The following is a 23,978-nucleotide window of genomic DNA, read 5'->3' as shown; positions in this document are numbered from 1 at the left end:
GTTATGTTATGCTAGATTACAGGTTATGAAGCACATTAGAAATTTTTGCATTATTGCACATATTGATCACGGTAAAAGTACTCTTGCTGACCGTTTGTTGGATTTTACAGGTTCGGTGACAGAACGCGAAAAACAAAATCAGCTATTAGACAATATGGATTTGGAGCGTGAGCGTGGTATTACCATTAAATCGCATGCTATACAAATGGATTATATCCATAATGGTGAGCAATACGTTTTAAACTTAATAGACACACCTGGTCATGTCGATTTTTCTTATGAAGTTTCACGATCAATTGCAGCTTGTGAAGGCGCCCTACTAATTGTTGATGCCGCACAGAGTATCCAAGCGCAGACCATTTCAAATTTATATTTAGCATTAGAAAACGATTTAGAAATAATCCCTGTTTTAAATAAAGTAGACTTACCTAGTGCAAACCCTGAAGAAGTTACTGATGATATTGTTGACCTACTAGGGTGTGACCCCTCTGAAGTAATTCCTGCTAGCGCAAAAACTGGTTTGGGTATTGAAGATATTTTAACAGCTATTATTGAACGTGTTCCTGCGCCAAAAGGTAATGTAGATGAGCCACTTCAAGCCTTAATTTTTGACTCTGTTTACAACCCCTTTCGCGGTGTAGAAACCTATTTTAGGGTCATTAACGGTTCCATAAAAAAAGGCCAGCAAATCAAGTTCATTGCAACAGATAAAAATTATTATGCTGATGAAGTTGGAACTCTAAAGCTCAAGCAACAACCAAAACAAGAAATAAAAGCAGGAGATGTAGGCTATTTAATTACAGGTATAAAAGAAGCTAAAGAAATAAAGGTTGGTGATACCATAACCGATGCCAAAAACCCGACTAAAAATGCTATCAGTGGGTTTGAGGATGTAAAACCTATGGTTTTCGCAGGAATTTATCCTGTAGACACTGAAGATTATGAGGATTTAAGGGCTTCTATGGAAAAATTGCAATTGAATGATGCGTCTTTAGTATTTACTCCAGAAAGTTCTGCCGCTCTTGGCTTTGGCTTTCGTTGTGGATTTTTAGGCATGTTGCATTTAGAAATCATTCAAGAACGTTTGGAACGTGAGTTTGATATGACGGTTATCACAACGGTTCCTAACGTATCGTATCATGCCTTTACCAATAAACATCCTGATGATGTTATTATAGTAAATAATCCTAGTGATTTACCTGAACCCTCAACCTTAAATCGTGTTGAAGAACCCTTCATAAAAGCCACTATTATTACAAAAGCAGATTTTGTTGGCAACGTTATGTCTTTGTGTATTGATAAGCGCGGTGTGATAACCAATCAAACCTATTTAACAACCGAACGTGTTGAACTATCTTTTGATATGCCACTTGCTGAAATTGTTTTTGATTTCTATGATAGGTTAAAAACGGTTTCTAAAGGTTATGCTTCTTTTGATTATTCACCAATTGGTATGAGAACGTCAAAATTAGTTCGTGTAGATATTCTTTTGAATTCTCAACCTGTAGATGCGCTTTCGGCATTAATTCATGCTGATAATGCCTATACTATTGGAAAAAAGATTACAGAAAAACTACGTGAGCTAATACCAAGGCAGCAGTTCGATATTCCTATTCAAGCAGCAATTGGAGCAAAAATTATTGCTCGCGAAACCATAAAAGCGTTGCGTAAGGATGTAACGGCTAAATGTTATGGTGGTGATATTTCAAGAAAACGTAAACTTCTTGAAAAGCAGAAAAAGGGTAAAAAGAAAATGCGCCAAGTTGGAAATGTTGAAATTCCACAACAAGCATTTATGGCGGTATTAAAATTAAACGATTAAATTACGAAACGTCTTCGGCTTTCAGCATTTTTCCTAAATAGACCAAGCTACAGTTTTTATTGATTTTATTAGCATCCTTGTTATAAGACGATATAATGTGAAGTTCGCCTTCTTCATCTTTAACAAATAACGGAACTATATCATCGTCACTGTTAGTTATTTTTATAAGTTTATCGTAGTGGCCTTTGTCCTTAAGAGGCATTTCATTTATAACGGGGTTTTTTCGAGTTACTTCGGTTAGTTTTACAAAATCATCCGTGTAGGAAAAAAGGCCTTCTTTAGGGTTATCGTGAATGTTTTTTATTTCCTCACGTGTTACTAGTCTAAAACTACCGTTTTCTCCAAACTGTTTACTAAACTTATTAATTGCGTACTTATTGATATCAGAGTTGGCTGTCATGGCCATTAAATACCCCACATCGTTTAGTTCTATATTATCTGTAAGTGTTTCAGAGTAAATATTCACGTTAAGGGCTTCTAAACCCAACTCTAAAGACTTATCGATATTGGTTTGGTTGTTGTCAATCAAAACTACATGTCTACCGTTTGACTCCAAATAGTGCCCAATTACACGTGCAAATTTTGAAGCTCCAATTATTAAAATACCTTCGCTTTTTGTTAAGAAAACTCCTAAAATTTTAGCAACAAAACGAGCTGTTGTGGCATTCAATAAAACAGTACCCAACACAATCATAAATACCAAAGGTGTAATATATTCTGCGCCATCAACACCTTGTTTTATAAGTTTTGTTCCAAAAAGTGATGCTATACCAGCCGCTACAATACCGCGTGGCCCAACCCAGCTTATAAAGGTCTTTTCATTGGTTTTTAATTTAGATCCTGCTGTGCTTAAAAAAACCGCTAGCGGTCTAATTACAAAAACAACTATTCCAAAAAGTACCGCAGTGTTCCAATTATACAAAAGCATCATATCATCAACACTTATGTTTGCCGCCAATAAAATGAATAAAATGGATATCAACAATACACTTAAAGATTCCTTAAAATATAATAGTTCCTTTCGGTTTTGAAGTTTGCTGTTCCCTAAAACCATTCCCATTACCACAACAGCTAACAAACCTGATTCATGAGCAAAAATATCGGACTCCACAAAAACCAATAAAACCGTTGATAATGAGACAACGTTTAATAAATAGTGGGGAATTAGGTTTTTATTTATGACAAACTTTAAAGCATGGGCAAATGTAAACCCAAACGTTGTTCCAAAAAGTATAATTTTACCAAATTCAATAAAGGCAGTTTTTGTAAATCCGCTATCCCCTCCAACACTTATAAACTCAAAAACCAATACGGCAACCAAAGCACCTATTGGGTCAATTAATATCCCTTCCCATTTCAAGACAGCTGATACATCCTTCTTTAGTGGTATATTTCGTAAAATAGGCGTAATAACTGTTGGTCCAGTAACGATAATTAAAGCCGAAAACAAAAAACAAACCTCCCAACTTAAATAAAACACATAATGAGCCACAATAGCTCCGCCAAAAAATGTAATAATAGACCCAAGTGTGATTAGTTTGGTTATGACCGGCCCAACATTTCTAATTTCATCACGTTTCAAAGTCAAGCCACCTTCAAATAGAATAACACTTATAGCAAGCGAAACAAAATAATACAGCCCATCTCCCGGAAACAAACCCTTTTCCCCATTCCAAATCGGTTCAATCCATTTCGTGCCGTCTTCCGATAAAAATTCAGCTGATATTGGACCCACCAAAAGCCCTATTAGTATTAATGGTAAAATAGCAGGAATTTTTAATCGCCATGCAACCCATTGCGCTAAAATTCCTAAAATGATTATTCCAGCTAATTCTATCATGTTTTTAATTTTTGTGAAAATACTAAATAATTACAATTAAGGCTAAATGTTAAAATGAAGTTATTGATTTAACTTTCGTTTCTTAAATATTAACGCTTTTAGTAATTTGCAATACTATGAATTTATATCCCATAAACGCAGGAAATTTTAAACTAGATGGAGGCGCCATGTTTGGTGTAGTGCCAAAATCGTTATGGACCAGGACCAATCCTGCAGACAACAACAACATGATTGATATTGCCGCTCGTTGTTTGCTAATTGAAGACGGCAACAGATTAATACTTATTGATACCGGAATGGGTGATAAGCAAAGTGAGAAATTTTTCGGCTACTATTACCTTTGGGGAGATGATACCATTGACAAATCATTAAAAAAGTATGGTTTTCATCGTGATGATATAACTGATGTTTTTATGACTCATTTACATTTTGACCATTGTGGAGGCAGTGTACAATGGAACAAAGACCGAACGGGTTATGAACCTGCTTTTAAAAACGCTAATTTTTGGAGCAACGAAGATCACTGGAAATGGGCAACACAGCCTAATAAACGTGAAAAAGCATCTTTTTTAAAAGAAAATATTTTGCCTATGGAAGAAAGTGGACAGTTAAAATTTACTTCACTTCCGAATAATGATTTAATAGAAAAATCTGATTTAGGATTTGATATTTTCTTTGCCAATGGTCATACCGACAAGCAAATGATTCCTATGGTTCAATACCAAAATAAAACCATTTGCTTTATGGCAGATTTATTGCCAACAGCCGGACACTTACCAATTCCTTTTGTAATGGGCTACGATACTAGACCACTGCTAACTTTAGACGAAAAAGAAAAATTCTTAAGTTTAGCTGCAAATAATAATTATTACTTATTTTTGGAGCACGATGCACACAATGAAATTATTACAGTAAAAAACACAGAAAAAGGCGTGCGTTTGGATAACGTTTATACTTGTAATGAGATTTTTAACTAAAAAACGAAAAATGAAATTAATTAAAGCATGTTTACTGACGGCAATTACTGCAACAGTATTAACTAGCTGTGGTGGTTCAGCCATAGTATCAACTCCAGTTGAAAACATTGATAACGTTCCTTTAAAAGAAACGGAACTAACCGAAAAAGAAAAGCATAATTGGGGACATTTAGATCTAGTAACCGATACTATTCCTGGAATGAGCGTTGATAAAGCCTACGCTGAAATAATAAAAGATAAAAAAGGAAAAGCGGTTATAGTTGCTGTTATTGACTCTGGAATCGATATCGAACATGAAGATTTAGATGGTGTGGTTTGGACAAATGAAGATGAAATTCCTGGTAACGGAATTGACGATGATAAAAATGGCTATGTTGATGATATTCATGGCTGGAACTTTTTAGGCGATGCTTACGATGAGCAATTGGAGTTTGTTCGTATTATTGTAAAAGGCGATAAAAGCAATCCACAATACAATGCTGCGGTTGCTGAATACGAGGAAAAGCACCAAGAAGCACTTGCTAACAAACAACGTTACGACCAGATTTACGAGATGGTTAAAAGCGCTGACGAAACCATATCAAAACACCTAAACAAAGAAGATTACACAAAAGAAGATGTAAGTGGTATTACATCTGACGATGCTACTGTAAACCAAGCAAAAGCCATGCTTCAAAACATGTATGCCAATGGTTTTGATGATACAGAAGCTGCGCTTGAAGCTATAAAGGGTGGTGTAGAATACTTTACAGATCAGTTAAATGCCAACCTGAACAAAGACCTTAAAGGTAGAAAAACTGGTGATGATCCAGATGATTTATCTGATGTTGGTTATGGTAATGGTAATGTTTTGCCTTCAGAAAAAGGAGAAAGCCATGGTACACACGTAGCTGGTATTATTGCTGCTGAACGCAATAATGGTTTAGGCGCAAATGGAGTAGCAAATAATGTACAAATTATGAGCTTAAGAGCTGTACCAAATGGTGATGAATATGACAAGGACATCGCTTTAGCTATTCGTTATGCTGTTGATAATGGTGCAACAATTATCAATGGTAGTTTTGGTAAATACTACTCGCCTCACAGCGATTGGGTACGTGATGCCATTGCATATGCAAGTGATAACGATGTATTGTTTATTAATGCTGCAGGAAATGAAGGTATTGATATCGACAAAAAAGATGTGTATCCTAACGATGCCATAGGTACAGGGCCAGAGGTTTCTAAAACATTTATTACAGTAGGCGCTTTAGAGCCAAAATATGGTTCAGGAATGATTGCAGGGTTTTCAAATTATGGAAAGTATAATGTAGATGTTTTTGCTCCTGGAGCAAAAGTATATTCTACTACACCAGAAAATGAATATGATACAAAAGGAGGAACTTCAATGGCTGCTCCTGCTGTAGCTGGTGTTGCTGCTTTAATTCGTTCTTACTATCCAAAATTATCTGCCGAGCAAGTTAAACAGGTTATTTTAGATTCAGGACTTGCGGTTAAAACTAACGTTGTTGTAGGTGGAAACCCTGAAGATGTTAGACCGTTTGGTGATTTAACAAAATCTGGCAAAATGGTAAATGCTTACAACGCATTAATCATGGCTAGCCAAATGAAATAAAACAATTCAAAAACTTAAAAAATCCTATCCTCATGTGATAGGATTTTTTTTAAACTTCAATCAAATGAAAAAAATAGTATTTCTAACATTAGGGTTAATGCTTTTGCTGTCGTGCGGGAGTAATTCTCAAGTTATAGCCCAAAGCTCAACAAATGATAATAACACCTGTTATTGGCAACAACATGTAGACTATAAAATGGAAATTGATATGGATGTGGAATCCTATCAATATAAAGGAAAACAGACTTTGGTTTACACCAATAATTCACCAGATGTTTTAAATCGGGTGTATTATCACTTGTACTTTAACGCCTTCCAACCAGGAAGTGAAATGGATATTCGCTCAAGAACCATTGCCGATCCTGATGGACGAGTTGGTGACAGAATTAGCAAACTTCAACCCAATGAAATAGGTTATATTAAAGTAAACTCATTAAAGCAAAACGGAGCACGATTAAAACACGAAACAGTGGGTACTGTATTAGAAGTTGAATTAGCAAAGCCTATTCAACCTGGTGAATCTGTAACTTTTAATATGGATTTTGATGCACAAGTGCCTGTTCAAATCCGTCGTTCTGGACGTAATAATAAAGAAGGTGTTGCGTTATCCATGACGCAATGGTATCCAAAGTTAGCCGAATACGATTTTGAAGGTTGGCATGCAGATCCTTATATCGGTCGTGAATTCCATGGCGTTTGGGGTGATTTTGATGTAAAATTAACTATCGATAAAAATTATGTTGTTGGTGGTACTGGTTATCTTCAAGACGATGTTAAAACAAAGGGCAATAAAAAAACCCTTCATTTTGTGGCGCCTAAAGTGCACGATTTTACCTGGGCTGCAGATCCAGAATATATACACGACACCATGCAAGTCCCAAATGGTCCCGTGCTTAATTTTTACTACAAGAGCACTATGGATGCTGAAAGTTTAGAGAATTGGAAAAAACTACAACCAAAAACGGTTGAGCTTATGCAATACTTCAGTGAACATATTGGCAAATATCCTTACGATCAATATTCCGTTATTCAAGGTGGTGATGGTGGTATGGAATATGCGATGTGTACACTTATAACGGGAGGGCGCAATTTTGGCGGTCTAGTAGGTGTAACGGCTCATGAAATGGCTCATACATGGTTTCAATTTCTTTTAGCCACAAATGAATCTAAACACGAATGGATGGATGAAGGGTTTACTAGCTATATTAGTGATTTAGCCATGAACGAAATTATGCAGGAGAACAAAGAAAATCCTTCTGCCAATTCTTACAGAGCCTATTTATATTTAGCTAAATCTGGAACCGAACAACCCCTAACAACACATGCTGACCGTTATGAGTTTAATAGGTCATATAGTATTTCGGCGTACGCAAAAGGAGCTGTTTTTATGGCACAATTGGGTTATGTAATTGGTGAAGACAACTTAAAGAAAACCATTAAAAAATACTTTAACGACTTTGCTTTTAAACATCCAAGACCTATAGATATTATTCGCTCTGCTGAAAAAGTAACCGATTTTGAGTTGGATTGGTATTTAATTGATTTTGCTCAAACCACAAATACAATTGACTATGGTGTGAAAAGTATAAATGACAAAATGATTGAGTTGGAACGAATAGGCTTTATGCCAATGCCTTTAGATGTTACCGTTACTTATGCCGATGGGACAAGCGAGGACTTTTACATTCCGCTACAAATGATGCGTGGTGAAAAACCAACCTCTGCAACCATTATTTCAGATTGGGCTTGGGCAAACCCTAACTATTCATTTGAAGCTTCTAAAGCTGTAAAATCGGTTAATATAGATCCTAAGCAAGGGATGGCTGATATTAATCGCGATAATAACCTTATGGAAAAATAATGCGTTTATCTGTTTTATTTTCTTTGTTGTTTTCTGTTCAAATTATTTTAGCGCAGAATAAATTGGTTAACAGTGAAAATGTGCTACAATGGCAAGATGGCTACAGCTTGCGTGTTGAAGATTTTCAAAAACCGCGAAAAGCAAATGATAGCTACTCGCATACAGCCTATAAAATAGAGTTTTATCCATCAGAAGTTTTGGTTGATGCCAACGATTATATACAGGGTTATGAAGATTTAACTGTTGTAGCAGAATTTCATAAGGATAAATCTCATTTTGATCCAGATTATGAAGCAGAATATTTGCCCTTTGAACAATTAACTTTTGATATTGCAGAACTATATGCCCGAAAAATTAGAAAGCGTTTTGAAGAACTTAAAGAAAAGAAGGAAAGGCGTTTTTCAATGTATAATTACGAATATGGTTTGCTATGGAAAGCCTGTTTAGAGTATCAATCTGAATTTAGCAAAGCCACCAACCATGGCTGGGAATCTAAAAACGAAATTTCGGAGTGGCGAAATAAAATAAATCAAGAATTAAAAGAACTACAAGAATATACTATAAAGCCACTTTAACGAGTGGCTTTTTTAATACCAGTCCTCGTTTTTGTACATATCCTTTTTGGATGCACGCTCTCTATTGGAGAGTCTTAAGTGTGTCGCATCAATTTTTTGACTTCTGTAGCCTAACAAATGAAAAAAAGACTTGGCAAAAAACTTCGCTATTTTTAAGTTTACAAGAAGTACTTGTTTTTGTTTGTTTGCCCAGGAAACACCGGGTAAAATCACTAAAAAACTATCAAATTTAATACGTCTTAAAAATTCTGAAAGGTTTAGGAAAAATGGTTTAATAGGTTGGATTACAAAAAAACCTTCTTCACCAATTTTTTGGTATAAAGGCATAAATATTCGACCATTATATTTTGAGGTTATCTCTCCTTCTTTATCATTAGCAAGAACCATTTTTTTATTTATTTTTTCAAAACTTTTAAACCCTTCAACCATTTTAAAATGGTCTTCGGGTCTAACACGGTGTAAATACGTAACTTCAAAAGCATCTTGAATATTATAACTCTGCTCTTGTAGCTGTTTGTAATGCATTTGAAAACCAAGAACAGATTCAGCTTTTATGGCTTTGGCATAAACGAGTGATAAATAAATAAAAGCCTGACTATTTGTTATAGCATCTTTCTCATCATGCTGGCCCGATTCAAAACCTAGAGATACATAACCCAATTGATTAATATAACTTAACAAAGGTCCTTCTAAATATTCTTCAATACCAAGCACAATGGGAACAGGAAATAACGATGAAAACTTTCGGTTTATTAAGGCATCGTTAATGGTAATAAATGGTATGGTTTTGCTTGAAGTGGTGTGAAAATCGATAAAATAAAATGGTCCAGATTCTGTTTCTATAATCTGATGAACAAGTTTATGTAGTTCCAATAATTCATGTTCTTCATGGTTTAGATCTGTTTTCCTTTTAATACCATCAATACGCTCTTCAAACCATAGTCTGTTCAAATCATTATTTAAATAGCGTTTATTTTGTTTTAAAGCTTCAGTGTTTCCTGTAATAGCGTAGAGTGTTCCTGAAATATCCTTTGGGTTAAGTGTGTTAAAAACATGTTTTAAAGCAAAAACTCCTGCTGTTTCATTACCGTGTATACCTCCAAAAAAAACCATTGTAGGCCCTTTGTTATTGCCTTTTATCTTGCTTATTATTCGGTTTATGATAACGGTTTTATTTAATACTGGACTGCTAACTTCTACCATACAATTACATATCTTTTGAAGTTATAATTCCTATTAGTTTATCATTTTTAATTACTGGAAGACTATTTATATTGTTCGTTTCCATTAAAGCCTTTGCTTCTGATAATGGCATCCATTCTGTTGCTGTTATGAGATCTCTATGCATAACTTCCTCGATTGATATAGAATTTATATTCGCATCGTCAATATATTTTAAAACATCATTCCACGACAGCAATCCAACAAGTTTCAATTTTTTGTTAATTACTGGCATATGATGAATGTTTTTCCACTTCATAATACTCAAAACCAATTTCAAACTATCATGTTTTTCAACTGAAAAAACTTTGGTGCTCATGGCGTGTTTTACTGTTTTTTCAGAATCAAAACCTAACGACTCATTGCCGCTTAAAATACTCCAACTCCCAACTGGGTAATCTTGTTCTTGTTTCTTGTACATACTAGCTAACAAAACTTGGGCTGCCGAATACAGTTTATAGTTCAGTTGTAAATTTCTATAGCTCTTTACCATCCATTGGGAACCACAATGCGATTTTACACGATTTTCAATTATGGTTAAATATTTTTCAACATCTTTTGGTGAAATTCCTGCTTTGTATAACCCCTTATAAGCCATTGGTAATAAATGATCCAATATTAAATTATGACTGGATATATAATCTCCGTTCCAAATAAACTGTGTACCCATACCATATCGTGCAGCATTAAAAAAGTTGGTTTTAACATCTTTAAAATCCCATTTTTCATGAATGTTTTCAAATTCTTTGGGTTTGCCTAACATTATCCCTATCCAAAACATCATATTAGCAATTTCATCAGTTAAGGTTGGTCCCGATGGAATATAACGATTTTCAATGCGCAGGTGTGGTTTTCCGTCTCCTACCCCATAACACACTCTATTCCACCTGTAAACCGTTCCATTATGAAGGCTTAAAGCTTTTAATTTAGGTATTTCTCCCGCTTTAAGCATATCTACACTGTCTTTATCATATTCAGATGTTACAAGGCTTCTAAATCGCGAAACACTATCACGAAAAATATCGACTACTGTTCCTGTTTCCCAATCAGCTCCAAAGCTAACTCGAGATTGTTTTTCATTTAATATAAATGAGTTTGCTCGTGTATCAACACTTTGTGTAAATAAAGCAATACGTGTTTCATTCCATAATTCTTTACCAAATAATAGCGGCGAATTGGTACAAATACTCAACACGGGTCCAGCAATAGCTTGCGCCCAATTGTAGTCGTCAATAAAATTGTTGGGGTGAATTTGCAAATGTGCCTGAAAGCTCGTGTTACAGGCTTCCAACATTACAGAATCGTGCAATAAATTGAGTTCATCTACACCTTTTATGTGAATGCTAAAATCTTGTTTTCTAGAATCTTTAATAGCTTCATTTAGTACACTGTAACGTTGAATTTTAGTCATGTTGTCTTCCGATATATACTTAAGTGATAGTGTGGGTAATATACCTGTAAGAATAATTTTTGTGTCATGCTTTTCACAAACGGTTTTAGCCTTGTCTAAAAGATTGGATAATTGTTTGTGTAATTGAGAAAAGCAGTCATCATTTAGGATTAATGGATCAGAATTAATTTCAAGATTATAATTGCCTATTTCTGTTGTAAAATGATTATCCTGAATATCATTTAATACAGTCAACGAATTGTCATTAGGATAAAAATCGTTGTTAACAATGCAAAATTCTTGTTCTGCTCCAATTCGAATAGGTTCTGTTTCAATTAAACCTTCTTTAAGCATAATTTCTAAAGCCTCAATATCTCGCGTAAGTTGATGAATAAAAGCAGCTTTTTCTGTTTTAGAAATTAGTCTTGTAACATTTAAATTACCCATAACCTGATATTTAAAACATAATAATTATGTAAGTTACATTATATCAATCTACTAAAATATGATTTATGTCATGGCTTAAATAGGCTTGCAATAAAATGGAATTATTATTTTCGTAATCTGTTAAACTCGTATGAAAGGTACTTATTCCAAAAAAGAGAAACTTAAAAGCAAAAAGTTAATAGACAAACTGTTTTCTGAAGGAAAATCGGTTTCATCTTATCCGCTCCGTATGGTTTATTTAGCTACTGAACTGAATGCTAGTGCTGAACTAAATATTGGGGTTTCGGTATCCAAACGCCATTTTAAAAAGGCTCCTGACAGAAACCGAATAAAACGCTTAATGCGAGAAGCCTATCGCTTAAATAAGACCATTATTTTTAACAACATTACAACACAATATGCGTTAATGATTTTGTACATTGGTAACGATAAACCCAAATATAGCGACATAGAGTCTGCAACAGTAAAGCTTTTTAACAAATTTGTTAAGGCTACTAAAAAACTTCCTGATGATGAAAAAATTTCTTAAAAAAAGAATTATAATTCCTGTTTTAGCTGTAATTGTATTGTTTACGGGAACAGCTTTTCAAAACGATTTTTTTGAAATCGCTAAACAAATAGAAATATTTACTACGCTTTATAAAGAGGTTAACATGAATTATGTTGATGATACCAATCCTGCCGATTTAATGAATACAGCCATTAAAGGCATGCTTAAAGATTTAGATCCTTACACTCAATTTTACAACGAACAGGATGTAGAAGCTGAAAAAATTAGACGAACTGGTGATTATACAGGTATTGGTGCTAACGTACGTACCATGAAAGATAAATTGGTTATTATTGAGCCTTATAAAAATTATCCAGCAGATAAAGCGGGTTTAAAAGCAGGTGATGAAATTATTAAAATTGGAAATACCGTAATAGCTGATTACAAAGAAGATGCTGGTGATTTGTTAAATGGTTCTAATAATTCAAAAATTAACGTCACATATTTGCGTCAAGGTCAAGAATACACAACTTCTATTACGCGATCAGAAATTGAGATAGATGCTGTACCTCATTTCTCAATGGTAGATGATAAAACTGGGTATATTGTTCTAGATAAGTTTAATAACAAAGCTTCTTCTCAAACGGGTTACGCATTAAAAGATTTAAAAGCTCAGGGTGCAGAACGTATTATTTTAGATTTACGCGGTAATCCAGGTGGTTTGTTGTTGGAGGCTGTAAACATTGTTAATCTATTTGTACCAAAAGGTCAATTAGTTGTCACCACAAAATCAAAAGTTAAAAAATTTAACCGTTCCTATTATACTCAACGCGAACCATTAGATACTGAAATACCTGTTGTTGTGTTAATTAATGGAAGTAGTGCATCGGCTAGCGAAATTGTATCAGGTTCTTTACAAGATTTAGATCGTGCTGTAATAGTGGGGTCCAGAAGCTTTGGAAAAGGCTTGGTTCAACGTCCAAAACCAGTGGCTTATGGAACGCAGCTTAAAATAACTATTTCTAGATATTATACACCTTCTGGTAGATGTATTCAGGCTTTGGATTATTGGAATCGTGATGAGAAAGGCAATGCCGTTCGTATAAAAAAGGATAATTATAACGAGTTTAAAACTAAAAACGGACGGCCAGTTTTTGATGGAGGTGGTGTTTTCCCCGACGAATCTTTAGATATTACCAAGAATTCCGAAATAACCAAAGCCATTCAAAAAGACTTTTTAATTTTTGACTATGCAACCAACTATTATTACAAACATCCTAACCTTAATGTTGCTGATTTAGAATTGGGTAATTCAGATTTTGAAGATTTTAAAACCTATTTAAAATCTAACAACTTTACATTTGAAACTGAAACCGAAAAAGCACTTACTAAAGTTATGGAAAGTGCAGAAAAAGAAGAGTTAGACGATAATATAGAAAAGGACTTTAATACACTTATTTCAAATCTAAATAACTCTAAAGCATTAGCTATTGACGAGAATAAAGATGAAATTTTAGCTTTACTAACAGACGAAATTGTAAAACGCTATGTATATAGAGAAGGTCTCTATGATTATTACGTTGAGCATAACCAAGAAATAAAGAAAGCTATTGAAATTCTATCAAACCCTAGTAAATACAAAGGTTATTTAAGATAATAAACCACAATATCGGGCGTTTTAAAAAAATAAGTATATTGTATTTATATTTCAATGCCTACTATGAAACAATTAATAGCACTTTTCTTTTTATGCCTGAGTTCTATTGCTTGGTCTCAAACTGAACAGGAAAAAGAGCGAACACATATTGTTTTTTTTGAAACAGATAGGTACAATATTGTACCTACTGAAGAAAGTCGGTTAATGCTATTCCTATCCGAAATTGAATCGTTGGATATTGAAAAAATATCCATTTACGGGTTTTGTGATGATCGTGGAAGTGATGATTATAACCTACAATTATCACAATATAGAGCCAATTCTATTAAGGAAGTGTTTTCCAGAAACGAATTTGACGAATCTGTTATTACCAACGTGGACGGTAAAGGTGAAGTATTACTAACACTAGTAAAAGAAGAAGATGTAGCTAAAATTAGAGGATTAAACCGCAAGGTAGAAATTCGTGTTAAGCCTTATTCGCCTCCACGTACTGAAGCAGAAATAAAAAAACCAAAACAAAAAGAATTTACCGAAGCCATAAAAGGCGATATTAAAGCAGGCGATAAGTTTTTATTGCAAAACATACTTTTTAAAACTGGTTATAGCATACTTTTACCTGAATCTAAAAAAACTCTTGAAAAAATTGCAAAAACCCTTTTAGAACGTGAAGATATTTATTTCACTATTCAAGGTCATGTATGTTGTACGCAAAACAGTCGAGATGCTGTAGATAGAAAAACCAATCAGCGTAATTTATCAGTAGCCAGAGCAAAGTATATCTACGATTATTTAGCTAAAAAAGGGGTTGATAAACGTCGCATGAAATATGTAGGTATGCGTCGTAAATTCCCTTTAGGCGGTGACCCAAAGTTTGATAGACGTGTTGAAATACTGGTTACTTACGTAGGTGAAGGTAATTAAAATTTAACCATAGCCACATGTGGAATGCCATCTTCAAGGTACTCCTCTCCTATGGCTTTAAAACCTAAATTATTATAGAATGTATTAAGATAGGTTTGAGCCGAAATTTTAATTAAAGTTTCATTAAAATTTTCTTTTACAGCTTGAATTGACGCTTCCATAATAGCATAACCATATTTGTGTTTACGTTCATTAACTTTAACAACTACTCTACCTATACTAGCCTCTTTAAAGTAATCACCTGGTTTAAAAATTCGTGTATAAGCCACTAATGTATCATTTTTGTAACCTAAAACATGTAATGCTTTTTTGTCCTTTCCATCTACGTCTTGATACACACAGTCTTGTTCAACCACAAAAACTTCAGCGCGTAATTGCAAGACATCATACAATTCTTGAGTTGTTAATTCGTTAAATATTTTTGTATAAATCTGGAGCATTAAAGTAATTATTAATCTTGTACTATTACGTCTTTAGAGTCTGCTTTGTTGAATTCAGGTTGAATGGTCACATGATTAATTTCAAACTCATCATGCAAAACATCCTCTATTCGTTTTAAAACTGAATTAAATTCAGTTATTGATATATCTTCAACTAAATCTAAATGCGCTTCTAAATGTAATTCATCATCATTCAAACACCAAACATGAACATGGTGCAATTTGTTTACTTTAGGAATTCTATGTACAACGCGTAATACCTCTTTAATGTTAACCTGATCTGGCGTAAACAACATGAGGATTTTGGTTGATTTCTTCAATAAATCATAGCCAACCCAAACTAAGTACAATGCAATTAAAAACGTAAGTACACTATCTACCCAAAAAACCTTATAATATTTCATTAATAACCCACCTATTAAAACAGCTATACTAGCCATCATATCGGTTAAAAGATGTAAATATGCCGAACGCATATTAAGGTTTGAATTGGCGTCACGTTTCAATAATAATACACTAAAGCCGTTTGCCAAAATAGCAATTGCTGACAACCAAATAACTAAATTAGACTCTATTTCTTGTGGGTATTGGTAGCGTTTAACAGCTTCAATAATTAACAGTACACCAACTATCACTAGAGTAGAGGCATTTATAAAAGCTGCTAATATTTCAGCACGTTTATAACCAAAAGTTCTATGTATTGAAGCTTTTCGCTTTGATAATTTTGAAGCTCCAAAACTAACAACCAATGAAATAACATCAGAAAAATTATGTAGGGCGTCACTTAATAAAGCTAAACTTCCTGAAAGTAAACCACCAATTACTTGAGATGCCGTTATAAGTACATTTAGTAAAATAGAAATTATAAGATTCCTATCTTTTAATTGTGGATGATTATGATTATGTGAATGCGAATGTCCCATAATATACCAATACTATATTGGTATTTAATATCTAATTAACAGCTCACAGGAATTTTATCTACACGATTTTGATGGCGCCCACCTTCAAATTTAGTTTCTAAAAATGTGTCAACCATTTTTATAGCTTGAGGAATAGCTGTATAACGTGCAGGAATACAAATAATATTAGCGTTATTATGTTGACGCGTAAGTTCTGTAATTTCATTCATCCAACAAATTCCAGCGCGAACATGTTGGTATTTATTAGCAGTCATGGCTACACCATTTGCGCTGCCACAAATCAAAATACCAAAATCTACTGAATTACTATCAACATCTTGTGCAACAGGATGAACAAAATCTGGATAATCTACACTATCGCTACTATTGGTTCCGTAATTTGTAATGGTATAACCTTTATCTTCCAAATGTTTAATTATAGCGAATTTATACTCGGTTCCTGCGTGATCGTTTCCTATGGATATTTTCATTTTAAGTCGTGTTGTTTATGATGTAAAGGTACAAAATGCCAGATTTTAAATCATATAAATTATTTTGTTTATAAATTAAGTTATACAGTCTCATAACTTGTTAATATCTATTTATTGTTTTCTAAAAGAAAAACTTTTAAAATTCAATAAAAATTACAAGCAAAAATCACTTTGAAATAGACAAAAATTTTAGGTAATTTTTTTAGGTAATTTTTAAGCATCCAAATTCAGGTTTATAAACAGTAAAATTTATTTTTTTATTAATATTAAGCTATTAACAAAGGTTATAAACAGCTGTTAATAGTTATTAAAATAGTATTAATAATGAACCATTTATAATTTAAAATACTGTTAATTACGTATCAACTTTTTGTAAATAATAGGATATCAAAGCAAACTTTGAAAAAGTTATACGTGTTATTAACAAACTATAATAATCATAATTATTTTTTAAAATTTTTAAAAAGAAAAAGATTATATAATAATATATGTGGATAAGTATTTTTACACTAAATTAATCTTACCTAAATATGATTTAATTTTAAAACCGTAGCTTTGTAGAAGTTTAATACAGTTTACTTCGCCTTGGTATTAAATTATTAATTACACGTTCCTGACTTTTGGAACCAGAATATGAAAAGAATTACATGACAAGAAAGAAAAAAAGGAAATCATCAAAAAACAAGATTTCCAACCTTACAAATACAATCTTAAGTATATTAAAAAAAGAACGCAATAAATCCTTTAACTATAAACAAATTGCTGCTAAATTAGGTGTTAACGATGCTAGTAGCCGTAATCAGATTATAAAAAAACTACAGCAATTAAAGGTTAAAAAGGAAATAGAAGAAGTAGAACGTGGCAAGTTTAAAGCTATTGTTACTACAGATTATCACACAGGAATTTTAGACCTTTCCCATAAAGGATCTGGTTATATAATAACTGATGAATTTGAAGATGATATTTACATTGCTTCAAATAATATTAATCGGGCTTTAAATGGTGACGAAGTAGAATTTTATGTTTATAAACGTTTAAAACGTGGTAGGCGTGAAGGCGAAATAACCCAGGTTTTAAAACGGGCTAAAAACGAATATGTTGGTGTTATTCAAGTACATGACAATTATGCTTTTGTGATTCCAGACAGTACAAAAATGTATAAAGATATTTTTGTACCTATCAATAAAATAAACAAAGCTGAAGAAGGTGATAAAGTATTGGTTTCGTTGGATGATTGGACAGAAAAACAAGACTCACCACACGGTCGCGTGCTTAAAGTTTTAGGAAAGCCAGGCGAGCATAATACCGAAATACATTCTATTTTAGCCGAATATGGTTTACCGTATGAATTTCCGCATGAAGTAGAGGATTATGCCAATAAATTAGATACTTCAATAACTAAAGAAGAAATAAAAAAACGTCGCGATATGCGTGATGTGCTAACCTTTACAATAGACCCTAAAGATGCCAAGGATTTTGATGATGCTCTATCCTTTCAAATTTTAGATAATGGTTTGTACGAAATAGGTATCCATATCGCTGATGTATCCCATTATGTAAAACCAGAAACGGTTTTAGACGATGAAGCTTATGAACGCGCCACATCTGTATATTTAGTGGATAGGGTAGTACCTATGCTTCCTGAAATTTTATCTAATAATGCGTGTTCATTGAGACCTCATGAAGAAAAATATACCTTTTCGGCTGTTTTTCAACTGAATGATAAAGCCGAAGTAATTAACCAATGGTTTGGTAGGACTGTAACGTATAGTGATGCACGTTTTGCTTATGAAGAGGCTCAAGCTATTATTGAAAATAATCCAAATGTCACCTCGAGTGAAGTCGAGAGGTCTCAAATTAATTCAACCATTCCAAAAGAAGTATCCTTAACCGGAAAAGAATATCAAACCGATAAAAATATTGCCTTTGCAGTGTTAAAGCTTGATGAACTAGCAAAAATTATGCGTAGAAAACGCATGAGTTCTGGTGCTATTTCGTTTGATAAAGTAGAAGTTAAATTTAATTTAGATAAAGACAACAATCCAACTGGTGTCTATTTTAAAACATCTAAAGATGCCAATAAACTTATTGAAGAATTCATGTTGTTGGCCAATAGAAAAGTAGCAGAATTTATAGGAAAGCAAAAACCGCCAAAAACCTTTGTATATCGTGTTCATGATGAACCTGACGATAGTAAATTAGGAGCACTTCAAAATATTGTAGGTCGTTTTGGGTATAAACTTAACTTTAAGGATAGAAAATCAACTTCAGCTTCTCTTAATAATTTATTAAAGGATGTTGTTGGTAAAAAAGAGCAGAATTTAGTTGATACTCTAGCTATTCGTAGTATGAGTAAAGCTGAATACACAACTCATAATATAGGTCATTACGGATTGGCTTTTGATTACTACAGTCACTTTACTTCGCCAATTCGTCGTTATCCTGATGTTATGGCACACCGTTTGCTACAGCATTATTTAGATGGAGGAAAATCTGCAAATGAAGAGGTTTATGAAGATAAATGTAACCATTCGAGCAATATGGAATATTTAGCCACAAAAGCCGAACGTGATTCTATAAAATATATGCAGATTAAGTTTATGCAGGATCATCAAGACGAAGAATTCATTGGTGTTATTTCTGGTGTTACCGATTGGGGAATTTATGTTGAAATTATTACTAATAAATGTGAGGGTATGGTTCGTGTTCGTGATATTACCGATGACCATTATGAATTTGATGAAACCGAATTTGCATTAATAGGAAGAAATACAAAAAACATGTACCAATTAGGAGATGAAGTTGTTGTAAAGGTTAAAAATACCGATTTGGTAAAAAAACATTTAGACTTCAATTTAATTGGAAAGCATGGAGAATAATTTTTAATTTTGAAAAAAAAATAGTACCATGAAGAACTCCCTCATTGTTATCTTTTTAATGATAAGTACAGTATCATTTTCACAAGACATTGTTGAAAAACAAATAGGTGAATTTAAAGAACTTAAAGTTTACGATTTAATACAGGTAAAATTGGTTCAATCTTCTGAAAACAAAATAGAAATTACAGGAGAACATAAAGACCAAGTTGTTTTTGTGAACAAAAACGGTAAATTAAAAATTAAGATGGATATAAAAGAAGCCTATAACGGAGATGATACTAAAGTTATACTCTATTATACTAGTTGCGATGTTATTGACGCAAACGAAGGGGCTTCTATTTACTCAAACGATGTTATCAAACAATTTGATATTGAATTAAGCGCACAAGAAGGTGCTAAAATTGATGTCGAATTAGAGTCTTCCTATGCTACTATTAAAGCGTATACAGGTGGACATATAAAAGCAAAAGGAACTTCAAAAAATCAAACTGTTTCGGTGTCTGCTGGTGGTATTTACGAAGCTAAAAACTTAATTACAGAAACAACTCAAGTTAAGGTAAAAGCAGGAGGTGATGCTTCTGTTCATGCTACAGAATTAGCCGATCTTAAGATTACTGCAGGAGGAAGCATTTATATTTATGGAAACCCAAAAGAAGTAAACGAAAGTAAAGCTATGGGCGGAACCGTAAAACGTATGGATTAATCTTACAAGTTTTCATAAATTTGTGAAAACTAATTACGTTTATGCTTGACGCCATATTAGCGGCTATCCCTTTTGGAATAATTCTATCGTTTACTATAGGACCTGTTTTTTTTGTGCTTTTAGAAACCAGTGCTACTAAAGGTTTTAAAAGTGCCATTATGTTCGATTTAGGCGTTATTTTAGCCGATGCCTTTTTTATTTTGGTTGCTTTTTACAGTACCAGCAAACTATTGGACAAAGTTAAGGACGATCCAAGTTTTCTTATTTTTGGAGGTGTTTTATTAGCGGTTTATGGTTTTATTTCATTTGTTAAAACCTCAAAATCATTTCGGTCCATTGTTCGTGACTTTCATACAGTAGAAATAAAGAAAAAGTTTGGTAAACTCTTTATTAAGGGGTTTTTATTAAACTTTATCAATATAGGTGTGCTGTTGGGTTGGTTGGGTTTTATAGTTATTGGAAATTCACTAACCGAAACGAGTCAAGAACTTTGGGTATTTTTAGCCACTATTTTAGCGGTTTATTTTTTAGTTGACTTGTTAAAAATTGCAGCAGCCAAAACACTTAAAAACAAATTAACACCACGACGCATCTTTAAAACAAAAAAAATTGTTGCCTTGGTTATTTTAGGCTTTGGAATATTACTACTTATACAAGGCTTCTTCCCTAAAGAAAAGGAAATGATTAAGGATAAACTAGAGCAAATTAATCCTTTGGATTAAGTTTTTGAACAAGATCCACATCTTAATTATTTTTCTTAAAAATTAGAAATAAAAAAAGAGCCACTAAAAAGTAACTCTTTTTTTGAGGTGTCGAGCGGATTCGAACCGCTGTAGATGGTGTTGCAGACCACTGCCTAGCCACTCGGCCACGACACCTTGTTCGACAGCAAATGTAAAAAAAATAAGTTTTTTACACTACTTACTTATAGTTTTTTCGTTTGTCGGTCATTTTTATCGTTACCATTTCAACATCACCACCAATTGGCGGATTGACTTTGCTAATAGATACTGTTGCTTTTTTAACTAATACATCTTCATTAAAAATACGGTCTAAAATACGTCTGGCCACTGTTTCCAATAAATGTGAGGGTTTGTGCATCTCCTCTCGAATAACACGATTTAGAAATACATAATCTACTGTATCACGTAATAGATCTGATTTTGCTGAAGGTTGTAAATTGGCTTTAACCTCTAAATCTACACGATAATCGCTGCCTATTTTGGTTTCTTCACTTAAGCAACCATGATTGGCAAAAACACGTATGTTTTCAACTTTAATTATTCCCATGGCGCAAAAATAATACTCCTGTTGTCACCGCAAACAATAATATAAAAGAAATTTAATTAGTCACATTATAGCCCATTGAAAAATTAGTTGGTAAAAAAGTCAAAAATATTCGTAATGGTACTGGTTTTGGTTTTGTAAAATTCAGTATACGTGCAGCGTTCGCAGGTTACAGTAGTAAAGCGCTTATTTTGAATATTGAACAATTTTGTGAACAAACCACCAGTAGCTTGCATTTGATCGACTTGATAGGTACGGTTGTGACATTTAGGACATTCGTAGTTTCTATGTTGCATGTTTAAAGGGTTTTATTAATTAGTGTGAAAAACGTTCCAGATGTTACAATTACACCTAAAAATGACTAATTTTGTGCGTCTCATTTTAGATGCAGAAATTATGATGTCAGAAGAAACAAAATCACTCAATTTTATTGAGCATATTATAGAAGACGATTTAGCTAATGGGTTGGATAAAAAAGCCTTACGATTTCGTTTTCCACCAGAACCTAATGGTTATTTACATATTGGTCACACTAAAGCTATTGGCATTAGTTTTGGTTTGGGTGAAAAATATAATGCGCCAGTTAATTTACGCTTTGATGATACAAATCCTGCTAAAGAAGAGCAGGAGTATGTAGATGCTATTAAGGAAGATGTTTCTTGGCTTGGTTATAAGTGGGCCAATGAACTGTATTCTTCAGACTATTTTCAACAATTGTACGATTGGGCTGTATTACTCATCAAAGAAAACAAAGCCTATGTTGATTCTCAATCTAGTGATGTTATGGCAGAACAAAAGGGAACACCAACGCAACCAGGTGTAGACGGGCCGTATCGTAACCGAAGCATCGAAGAAAACCTGGATTTATTCGAACGCATGAAAAATGGTGAGTTTAATGAAGGAACCCATGTATTGCGTGCTAAAATCGATATGCAGCACCCTAATATGTTGATGCGAGATCCCATTATGTACCGCATTTTAAAAAAATCACATCATAGAACAGGAAATGATTGGTGTATTTACCCTATGTACGATTGGACACATGGCGAAAGCGATTATATTGAACAAATTTCACACTCCTTGTGCTCGCTTGAATTTAAGCCTCACAGAGAACTCTATGACTGGTTTAAGGAACAAGTGTATAAGTATCAGCCAGAAGCCTTACCAATGCTTCCTAAACAGCGTGAATTTGCGCGTTTAAACTTAAGTTATACCATTATGAGTAAGCGTAAGCTTCTTAAATTGGTTGAAGATGGTATTGTTAATGGTTGGGACGACCCAAGAATGCCAACGATATCGGGATTAAGACGTCGTGGATACACACCAGAATCTATTCGTAATTTTATAGAAAAGGTTGGTGTGGCCAAACGTGAAAACGTTATTGATGTTTCGCTTTTGGAATTTTGTATTCGTGAGGATTTAAATAAAACAGCACCTCGGGTTATGGCTGTTTTAGACCCTGTAAAAGTAGTTATTACTAATTATCCAGAAGACAAGGAAGAATGGCTAGAAGCTGAAAATAATCAAGAAGATGCTAGAGCTGGCTTTAGAAAAGTACCGTTTTCAAGAGAGTTATATATTGAAAAAGCTGATTTTAAAGAAGAAGCCAGTAGCAAATTTTTCCGACTAAAGCTAGGGGGTGAAGTGCGTTTGAAGAATGCTTACATTATAAAAGCTGAAAACGTTGTTAAAAATCCTGACGGTTCAATAGTTGAAATTCATTGCACGTATTCAGAAGACACTTCCAAAAAGGTTAAAGGCACATTACATTGGGTTTCCATAAAACATGCCATTAAAGCCGAAGTAAGAGAGTATGACCGTTTGTTTATGGATGAAGCACCAGATAGCCATGAAGGTAAAGACTTTATGGAGTTTTTAAACCCAGATTCGCTTAAAGTAATTGAAGCTTTTGTTGAGCCAAGCTTGAAAGATGCTAAAGTAGCAGAGCGCTTTCAATTTCAGCGTTTAGGCTATTTTAATGTTGATAACGATTCAACTTCAGAACATCTAGTATTCAACAAAACAGTTGGATTGCGTGATTCTTGGGCAAAGCAAAAACCAAAACCTCAAAACGATCAGCCCAAGCAGAATAACAATCAACAACAACGAAAAGCTATTAGTGTTATTCAGCAATTAGGAAAAAAATACACGAATTACCCTGAAGATAAACAACAAAAGGTAAAAGCTGAAATCCAAGAATTGGCCAATGAGGTTACCTATGAGGAATTGGAACCTTTGTTTAATACAGCGCTTAAAAAGACCGGAACACGTATTGCTGTTATAATAGCTTTAAAAGTGTTGTTAAGCCGTGGTCAAGAGCGTAATGATGCAATTAATGATTTTATTTCTAGAGCTTTAGAAGATAAAAATGAACTTTTAGTGTTTGAAGCTCAAGAAGTATAATTTAGTGTTGTAAACGTTAAATAATCCTATAAATCAGTTTTTTAAGTTATATTTATT

At 33.6% G+C, this 23,978-nt stretch carries 20 protein-coding genes and 1 tRNA gene; 12 read left to right on the top strand and 9 right to left on the bottom strand.

Going from position 1 to position 23,978, the window contains the following annotated elements; genetic code table 11:
* Positions 1–25 precede the first annotated feature (25 nt).
* Positions 26–1,822, top strand: a complete 1,797-nt coding sequence (lepA, locus tag K7G76_RS01165; RefSeq protein ID WP_223032371.1) for a translation elongation factor 4 — start codon at positions 26–28, stop codon at positions 1,820–1,822.
* Position 1,823: 1 nt separating this feature from the next.
* Here the strand turns inward: lepA and K7G76_RS01160 are convergent, their stop codons facing one another.
* Positions 1,824–3,662 (bottom strand): cation:proton antiporter, encoded by a 1,839-nt coding sequence (locus tag K7G76_RS01160; RefSeq protein ID WP_223032370.1) that lies wholly within the window; start codon positions 3,660–3,662, stop codon positions 1,824–1,826.
* A gap of 116 nt (positions 3,663–3,778) precedes the next feature.
* Between K7G76_RS01160 and K7G76_RS01155 the strand changes: the two genes are divergently transcribed.
* The 4 genes from K7G76_RS01155 to K7G76_RS01140 all read left to right on the top strand — a co-directional run bounded on the left by K7G76_RS01155 (position 3,779) and on the right by K7G76_RS01140 (position 8,690).
* A complete protein-coding gene (locus K7G76_RS01155; protein WP_223032369.1) occupies positions 3,779–4,639 on the top strand; it encodes an MBL fold metallo-hydrolase in 861 nt (286 codons plus the stop codon).
* A 10-nt stretch (positions 4,640–4,649) separates the two neighbouring features.
* A complete protein-coding gene (locus K7G76_RS01150; protein WP_223032368.1) occupies positions 4,650–6,254 on the top strand; it encodes a S8 family peptidase in 1,605 nt (534 codons plus the stop codon).
* 64 nt (positions 6,255–6,318) lie between these two features.
* A complete protein-coding gene (locus K7G76_RS01145; protein WP_223032367.1) occupies positions 6,319–8,115 on the top strand; it encodes a M1 family metallopeptidase in 1,797 nt (598 codons plus the stop codon).
* The gene (locus K7G76_RS01140) at positions 8,115–8,690 is read left to right on the top strand and encodes a hypothetical protein (RefSeq protein WP_223032366.1); all 576 of its coding nucleotides are present in this window, start codon (positions 8,115–8,117) and stop codon (positions 8,688–8,690) included. Before K7G76_RS01145 ends, K7G76_RS01140 begins: the two co-directional genes overlap by 1 nt.
* A gap of 12 nt (positions 8,691–8,702) precedes the next feature.
* On the opposite strand, the gene K7G76_RS01135 is transcribed toward K7G76_RS01140, so the two are convergent.
* The gene (locus K7G76_RS01135; RefSeq protein WP_223032365.1) at positions 8,703–9,893 is read right to left on the bottom strand and encodes a succinylglutamate desuccinylase/aspartoacylase family protein; all 1,191 of its coding nucleotides are present in this window, start codon (positions 9,891–9,893) and stop codon (positions 8,703–8,705) included.
* Positions 9,894–9,897: 4 nt separating this feature from the next.
* A complete protein-coding gene (locus K7G76_RS01130) occupies positions 9,898–11,748 on the bottom strand; it encodes a CBS domain-containing protein (protein ID WP_223032364.1) in 1,851 nt (616 codons plus the stop codon).
* 130 nt (positions 11,749–11,878) lie between these two features.
* Here K7G76_RS01130 and rnpA point away from each other — a divergent pair, with 130 nt between their 5' ends.
* The 3 genes from rnpA (at position 11,879) to K7G76_RS01115 (ending at position 14,816) form a co-directional block, all read left to right on the top strand.
* Positions 11,879–12,277 (top strand): ribonuclease P protein component, encoded by a 399-nt coding sequence (rnpA, locus tag K7G76_RS01125; RefSeq protein ID WP_223032363.1) that lies wholly within the window; start codon positions 11,879–11,881, stop codon positions 12,275–12,277.
* On the top strand, positions 12,261–13,895 hold the full coding sequence (locus tag K7G76_RS01120) for a S41 family peptidase (RefSeq protein WP_223032362.1): 1,635 nt from the start codon (positions 12,261–12,263) through the stop codon (positions 13,893–13,895). Before rnpA ends, K7G76_RS01120 begins: the two co-directional genes overlap by 17 nt.
* A 63-nt stretch (positions 13,896–13,958) precedes the next feature.
* Positions 13,959–14,816: an OmpA family protein gene (locus tag K7G76_RS01115; protein WP_223032361.1), complete on the top strand. Its 858-nt coding sequence runs from the start codon at positions 13,959–13,961 to the stop codon at positions 14,814–14,816.
* On the opposite strand, the gene K7G76_RS01110 is transcribed toward K7G76_RS01115, so the two are convergent.
* The 3 genes from K7G76_RS01110 to rpiB are packed head-to-tail and all read right to left on the bottom strand — an operon-like array spanning position 14,813 to position 16,649.
* Positions 14,813–15,256 carry a GNAT family N-acetyltransferase gene (locus K7G76_RS01110; RefSeq protein ID WP_223032360.1) on the bottom strand — a complete coding sequence of 148 codons (444 nt, stop codon included), beginning with the start codon at positions 15,254–15,256 and terminating at the stop codon, positions 14,813–14,815. The two genes, K7G76_RS01115 and K7G76_RS01110, sit on opposite strands and share 4 nt — an antisense overlap.
* Positions 15,257–15,267: 11 nt before the next feature.
* The gene (locus tag K7G76_RS01105) at positions 15,268–16,179 is read right to left on the bottom strand and encodes a cation diffusion facilitator family transporter (RefSeq protein ID WP_223032359.1); all 912 of its coding nucleotides are present in this window, start codon (positions 16,177–16,179) and stop codon (positions 15,268–15,270) included.
* 35 nt (positions 16,180–16,214) lie between these two features.
* Complete coding sequence (rpiB, locus tag K7G76_RS01100) at positions 16,215–16,649, bottom strand: ribose 5-phosphate isomerase B (protein ID WP_223032358.1); 435 nt, start codon at positions 16,647–16,649, stop codon at positions 16,215–16,217.
* Between the two features lie 647 nt (positions 16,650–17,296).
* On the opposite strand from rpiB, the gene rnr reads away from it, so the two are divergent.
* The 3 genes from rnr to K7G76_RS01085 are packed head-to-tail and all read left to right on the top strand — an operon-like array spanning position 17,297 to position 20,953.
* Positions 17,297–19,528: a ribonuclease R gene (gene rnr / locus K7G76_RS01095; RefSeq protein ID WP_223032357.1), complete on the top strand. Its 2,232-nt coding sequence runs from the start codon at positions 17,297–17,299 to the stop codon at positions 19,526–19,528.
* Positions 19,529–19,556: 28 nt separating this feature from the next.
* Positions 19,557–20,231, top strand: coding sequence for a head GIN domain-containing protein (locus K7G76_RS01090; RefSeq protein WP_255572893.1), 675 nt, complete (start codon positions 19,557–19,559; stop codon positions 20,229–20,231).
* A 41-nt stretch (positions 20,232–20,272) separates the two neighbouring features.
* On the top strand, positions 20,273–20,953 hold the full coding sequence (locus tag K7G76_RS01085) for a LysE family translocator (RefSeq protein WP_223032356.1): 681 nt from the start codon (positions 20,273–20,275) through the stop codon (positions 20,951–20,953).
* Between the two features lie 85 nt (positions 20,954–21,038).
* On the opposite strand, the gene K7G76_RS01080 is transcribed toward K7G76_RS01085, so the two are convergent.
* The 3 genes from K7G76_RS01080 to K7G76_RS01070 all read right to left on the bottom strand — a co-directional run bounded on the left by K7G76_RS01080 (position 21,039) and on the right by K7G76_RS01070 (position 21,814).
* Positions 21,039–21,109: transfer RNA gene (locus K7G76_RS01080), tRNA-Cys, on the bottom strand.
* A gap of 43 nt (positions 21,110–21,152) precedes the next feature.
* Positions 21,153–21,521, bottom strand: a complete 369-nt coding sequence (gene folB, locus K7G76_RS01075; protein WP_223032355.1) for a dihydroneopterin aldolase — start codon at positions 21,519–21,521, stop codon at positions 21,153–21,155.
* 83 nt (positions 21,522–21,604) lie between these two features.
* Positions 21,605–21,814 (bottom strand): zinc ribbon domain-containing protein, encoded by a 210-nt coding sequence (locus tag K7G76_RS01070; RefSeq protein WP_223032354.1) that lies wholly within the window; start codon positions 21,812–21,814, stop codon positions 21,605–21,607.
* A gap of 103 nt (positions 21,815–21,917) precedes the next feature.
* On the opposite strand from K7G76_RS01070, the gene K7G76_RS01065 reads away from it, so the two are divergent.
* A complete protein-coding gene (locus tag K7G76_RS01065; protein ID WP_223033577.1) occupies positions 21,918–23,921 on the top strand; it encodes a glutamine--tRNA ligase/YqeY domain fusion protein in 2,004 nt (667 codons plus the stop codon).
* Positions 23,922–23,978: the final 57 nt, after the last annotated feature.

The organism is Hanstruepera marina, assembly GCF_019880635.1.
GTDB lineage: Bacteria > Bacteroidota > Bacteroidia > Flavobacteriales > Flavobacteriaceae > Hanstruepera > Hanstruepera marina.
The sequence above is the reverse complement of the archived record's forward strand: the minus strand, read 5'-3'. Positions and strand labels throughout refer to the sequence as shown.

Coding starts and splice junctions, on each gene's coding strand:
- lepA (WP_223032371.1), top strand. CDS start 26: ATGAAGCACATTAGAAATTTTTGCATTATTGCACATATTGATCACGGT.
- K7G76_RS01160 (WP_223032370.1), bottom strand. CDS start 3,662: ATGATAGAATTAGCTGGAATAATCATTTTAGGAATTTTAGCGCAATGG.
- K7G76_RS01155 (WP_223032369.1), top strand. CDS start 3,779: ATGAATTTATATCCCATAAACGCAGGAAATTTTAAACTAGATGGAGGC.
- K7G76_RS01150 (WP_223032368.1), top strand. CDS start 4,650: ATGAAATTAATTAAAGCATGTTTACTGACGGCAATTACTGCAACAGTA.
- K7G76_RS01145 (WP_223032367.1), top strand. CDS start 6,319: ATGAAAAAAATAGTATTTCTAACATTAGGGTTAATGCTTTTGCTGTCG.
- K7G76_RS01140 (WP_223032366.1), top strand. CDS start 8,115: ATGCGTTTATCTGTTTTATTTTCTTTGTTGTTTTCTGTTCAAATTATT.
- K7G76_RS01135 (WP_223032365.1), bottom strand. CDS start 9,893: ATGGTAGAAGTTAGCAGTCCAGTATTAAATAAAACCGTTATCATAAAC.
- K7G76_RS01130 (WP_223032364.1), bottom strand. CDS start 11,748: ATGGGTAATTTAAATGTTACAAGACTAATTTCTAAAACAGAAAAAGCT.
- rnpA (WP_223032363.1), top strand. CDS start 11,879: ATGAAAGGTACTTATTCCAAAAAAGAGAAACTTAAAAGCAAAAAGTTA.
- K7G76_RS01120 (WP_223032362.1), top strand. CDS start 12,261: ATGAAAAAATTTCTTAAAAAAAGAATTATAATTCCTGTTTTAGCTGTA.
- K7G76_RS01115 (WP_223032361.1), top strand. CDS start 13,959: ATGAAACAATTAATAGCACTTTTCTTTTTATGCCTGAGTTCTATTGCT.
- K7G76_RS01110 (WP_223032360.1), bottom strand. CDS start 15,256: ATGCTCCAGATTTATACAAAAATATTTAACGAATTAACAACTCAAGAA.
- K7G76_RS01105 (WP_223032359.1), bottom strand. CDS start 16,179: ATGGGACATTCGCATTCACATAATCATAATCATCCACAATTAAAAGAT.
- rpiB (WP_223032358.1), bottom strand. CDS start 16,649: ATGAAAATATCCATAGGAAACGATCACGCAGGAACCGAGTATAAATTC.
- rnr (WP_223032357.1), top strand. CDS start 17,297: ATGACAAGAAAGAAAAAAAGGAAATCATCAAAAAACAAGATTTCCAAC.
- K7G76_RS01090 (WP_255572893.1), top strand. CDS start 19,557: ATGAAGAACTCCCTCATTGTTATCTTTTTAATGATAAGTACAGTATCA.
- K7G76_RS01085 (WP_223032356.1), top strand. CDS start 20,273: ATGCTTGACGCCATATTAGCGGCTATCCCTTTTGGAATAATTCTATCG.
- folB (WP_223032355.1), bottom strand. CDS start 21,521: ATGGGAATAATTAAAGTTGAAAACATACGTGTTTTTGCCAATCATGGT.
- K7G76_RS01070 (WP_223032354.1), bottom strand. CDS start 21,814: ATGCAACATAGAAACTACGAATGTCCTAAATGTCACAACCGTACCTAT.
- K7G76_RS01065 (WP_223033577.1), top strand. CDS start 21,918: ATGTCAGAAGAAACAAAATCACTCAATTTTATTGAGCATATTATAGAA.